Here is a 1,883-nt window from a genome sequence, read left to right on the forward strand (position 1 = left end):
AGCAACAGGAGCGACAGGAGTAACAGGAGCAACAGGAGTAACAGGAGCAACTGGAGCAACAGGAGCGACAGGTTCAACGGGAGTAACAGGACCAACAGGAGCAACAGGAGCAACAGGTTCAACGGGAGTAACAGGACCAACAGGAGCAACAGGAGCGACAGGACCAACGGGAGTAACAGGAGCAACAGGTTCAACAGGTTCAACGGGAGTAACAGGAGCGACAGGACCAACAGGAGCAACAGGTTCAACGGGAGTAACAGGAGCAACAGGAGTAACTGGAGCGACAGGTTCAACGGGAGTAACAGGACCAACAGGACCAACGGGAGTAACCGGAATAACGGGTACTAGTACTACAAATGTATCAAGTTTTGCTGCCAACACTACCGGTGCAACAATTCTTGTAGTTTTAAGTGGAACCCCAGTGCCTCTCCCAAGTAGTCAATCTCTTTCTGGCGGTATAACAGTTGATGCTACGAATACTATTTTCACAGTACCGAATACTGGGCGCTATTTCATTAACTATGAAGTCAATTTAGAAGCTGCTTTATTACTAAGTTCACAATTACTTATTAATGGTGTGGGTAATACAGCTTCTACAATTACTCCTTTACTTTCAGTTAGTCAATTTAATAATACTATTATAGTACCATTAACAGCAGGAAGTACTATAACATTACAATTATTCGGATTAATTGGTGCTGCTATTTTATTACCAGGAAGTGCTGGTGCTACATTGACAATAATGCAAGTTTCATAATGAATTTATTTACAAAGAAAAAAGAATCCTAAACCGGATTCTTTTTTCTTTGTAAATAATGGTTAAGATCTTCATAGGAATAATTGCAAGAGTAGTAAGTGTAATGAATCTAACATTTGATATTTTTTAAATACCTACTGGTATTGAAATAGCGTGTCTAGTAAAAGGAATGAAACGTGCTGTGACTATAACATCAGTTCCATAACGATTGAACCATGACTCTGCATGATCAACATGTATTCTTTGAATAAAAATATATTTGCCATAACGGTCAATCCAATATAGCTGTGTTATAACGCCACCAATTGTCCCAAATACAATAGCACTTAGAAAAGATATGATTCCTGATGATACTAAATAACCAGCGTAAGCTAATAGGATTTCAATTGGGATTATTCCGATTATTAGTCCGAGCATTACTCCCCAATAACCAAGTCCTTCTAGAAAAACTAAAATCCAATGGATTAAATCACCTACCAAATATTAATTTTAAAATATAATATATAAATTATTCATAGTAATATTTGGTGAAAATGAGTAATTGTATACAATTACTCATTTTCATTGTGATGGGTAACTCAAAGAAGAAAGTGTTATGAAGTTATGAATATCATGGGCTGTAGCATTTGACCTAGTTACACAAAATATAAGATATGGGTAACTGACTGACACCACAGTATAAAATAATGTATACAAATAAATGTAGAAAATAAGGGGAGGAAATATAATACATGTTACATGAAGAACTATTAGGAGCGCTAGTTGAATATCAAAGGAATAAAGGGGGAAATCCCGATATTTTGAAGCTGAATCCAACCTTTCTAGAGATAGTGTGAGATACTATTATTCTTCCAGCGAGATGGATTCTTTTATGCATTCACTTCTGAATATTAATGAGTTTTGCAACACCCTCATAACCTCAAGATAAGACTTGGTTGTTAAATAATGTATTATTTTCCACTTAACGTAGAAAAATCGCCTTTTCATATTCCATAAAATGTCTTAGCGTGGGTTTTATGTCATTTGGCTGGCAGGACCCCATCGCTATCAAGCTAACAAAATAAAATCCCCCCTAAAATGAAAAAATACGCTATTCTTTCTGTAGAATCATAGGAAAGGATGGCGT

The 1,883-nt window shown here is 36.6% G+C and carries 1 protein-coding gene and 1 pseudogene; one reads left to right on the forward strand and one right to left on the reverse strand.

Translation table 11 applies throughout. The features are described 5' to 3' along the window. A partial coding sequence (locus MR155_RS30975; RefSeq protein WP_242312093.1) for a BclA C-terminal domain-containing protein occupies positions 1-757 on the forward strand: 757 nt, incomplete at its 5' end. Between the two features lie 57 nt (positions 758-814). On the opposite strand, the pseudogene MR155_RS30980 reads toward MR155_RS30975, so the two are convergent. Next, positions 815-1,237: pseudogene (locus tag MR155_RS30980) on the reverse strand (DedA family protein); the annotation flags it as partial. Positions 1,238-1,883: the final 646 nt, after the last annotated feature.

This window comes from Bacillus cereus group sp. BfR-BA-01331, from assembly GCF_022663915.1.
GTDB classification, from domain to species: domain Bacteria; phylum Bacillota; class Bacilli; order Bacillales; family Bacillaceae_G; genus Bacillus_A; species Bacillus_A mycoides.